Origin of the sequence: Mesorhizobium sp. M7A.F.Ca.CA.001.08.2.1, assembly GCF_003998455.1 — a bacterium.
GTDB classification, from domain to species: Bacteria; Pseudomonadota; Alphaproteobacteria; order Rhizobiales; family Rhizobiaceae; genus Mesorhizobium; species Mesorhizobium ciceri.
This window is the reverse complement of the sequence record NZ_RZPW01000958.1, coordinates 1-2001: the sequence shown is the minus strand read 5'-3', so window position 1 is coordinate 2001 and position 2001 is coordinate 1. Positions and strand designations below refer to the sequence as shown.

The following is a 2001-nucleotide window of genomic DNA, read 5'->3' as shown; positions in this document are numbered from 1 at the left end:
GAGTTCAATCGGTGCCAGCGCCCGGCTCATTATGATCGAGCTGGCAATCATGATGCCTCCTGTTGCCTCCTGATGGATGACGAGCCAGGCGCCGATCGCCAGGATGCCGGATTGAAGCATCATGCGCACGACTTTCGAAATCGTTCCGAGCGTCCCCGCCAAATCGCTCGCCTTGGCATTCGTCTTGAGATAGTCGTCGTTGACGGCAGACCAGCGATCGGCAATGCGTGGGCCAAAACCCATTGCCTGAAGCACCTCGACGTTGCGGCGTGTCGCTTCCGCCAGCGTGTTGCGCGAAGCGGCCTGGCTGTTAGCACGTTTCGCCGTCTCCCTCGTGCGTAGTTCCGCCAGTAAGGTCAGGGCAAACAGAATGATGGCGCCCAAGAGCGCGGTCATGCCGATCCAGAAATGGAACAGGAAACAGATTGCGAGATAAAGCGGCATCCAGGGCAGGTCGAACAGCGCGGTCGGCCCAGCGCTCGACAGGAACGATCGGACCTGATCGAGGTCCCGCAATGACTGCAAGCCATCGCCGGGAAGCTTCGTGCGCAACGGCAGACGCATCAGTGCGGTGTAGACCTGCCCGCTGAGCCGCGCATCGAGCGCCATGCCGATACGCACCAGCAGCCGCGATCGGATCAGCTCAAGAACGCCCTGGAAGAGGAACAGCGTGCCCGCAAACACGCAAAGGCCGACAAGCGTCGGCACGCTGCGGCCGGGGATGACGCGATCGTAGACCTGCAGCATGAAGAACGAGCCGGTCAGCGCCAGGACATTGACGACCCCGCTCATCAAGGCGATGCCGGCGAATGCCCGCCGAAAGGAAGCCAATACGGCCGTGAGCGTTGTTCGCGGCGGCTCAGAAGGGCGGGAGTGAGACATCGTCCTTCACCTCGGGCCTAGTGCGGCGGCAAGCGGCAATGAACGCGTTCGAGACCAGTTGGTGAAGGATGTCGGTTTCACTCCATCTTCCAGCATGGCACCTAGATGAACCATTCATTCAGCGCGTAGGCATGAACATAGTCGACGTGCATTTCAGAAGGGGTGGCAAGCCCGTCGGCGGGCGCTCCCGCCATGCCGCCGACAGCCTGGTCGACCAGCATATACATTGGCTTGTGCATGTCGGCAGGCGTTGGTGCGCGGGCAACTTCGACATCGTCGAAATACCAGACCAGTTCGCTTGGGGTCCAAAGCACCCCATATTTGTGGAACCCTGCGGTATCCGCTGCGTATACGGTCGAGGTCACTTTTGTATGCGACCCCGTCGCGCTCGAGTGGCTGGTCAGGGTGAGCTTGTTGGGATCCTGGCCGATCATCTCCACTGCGTCCAGTTCCGGCGGCCAGGAGCCATCCGCCGGAAGAAGCCAGAAGGCCGGCCATGCACCCTGCTTTTCGGGCATGTCGGCTCGAATTTCGAAATAGCCGTAGGTCTGTGCGAAGGAATGGTAGGTCGTCAGCAGACCTGACGTGTAATCATAGTTGTTTATGTAGGGCTTGATCGCATCGGGAGCCCGGGCGGCCGTAATGGTGAGAACACCGTCCTGTACGCTGAACGGGTTGACCGAACTCGTGGGGGCGTAGCTGGTGTCGATATACCACTGAAGCTCGCTGTTGGTGGTGAGCGAGCTGCCGTTCGGAGCACCCCACCAGAAGTTCGTATCCCAGGTCCCGCTAGAACCGCTGTGCAGGTTCAACGTATTGAACTCGTCCGAGAAGGTGAGCGTCAGATGCGACTTGTCCAGGGCGAGATCGAACTGGTTGGCGCTGAACTGGTCGATGGTCTTGTTCTCGAAGACGAGAAACTCGGTTGGCGACAGGGTAAGTCGGACGTTCGATCCCGACTGCACCATGTTGGCGTGCACCTGGTCGAAAGAGAGGAAGCCGTAGCCTCCGACGCGCACGGTGTCGTCGGCGCCGAAGTCGAGAATAAGGTCGCTGCCATTGCCTGGTTTGACGACGAAAATGTCAGCGCCGGAGCCACCCTTGAGAACGTCGTCGCCC

Annotated in this window: 2 protein-coding genes; both read right to left on the bottom strand. The window is 60.2% G+C overall.

Features of this window, described 5'->3' with window-relative positions:
• On the bottom strand, positions 1-882 hold an 882-nt coding region (locus EN914_RS33475; RefSeq protein WP_245497907.1), incomplete at its 3' end, for an ABC transporter transmembrane domain-containing protein.
• Between the two features lie 101 nt (positions 883-983).
• The coding region (locus EN914_RS33470; RefSeq protein ID WP_127389581.1) for a family 16 glycosylhydrolase at positions 984-2001 on the bottom strand (1018 nt) is incomplete at its 5' end.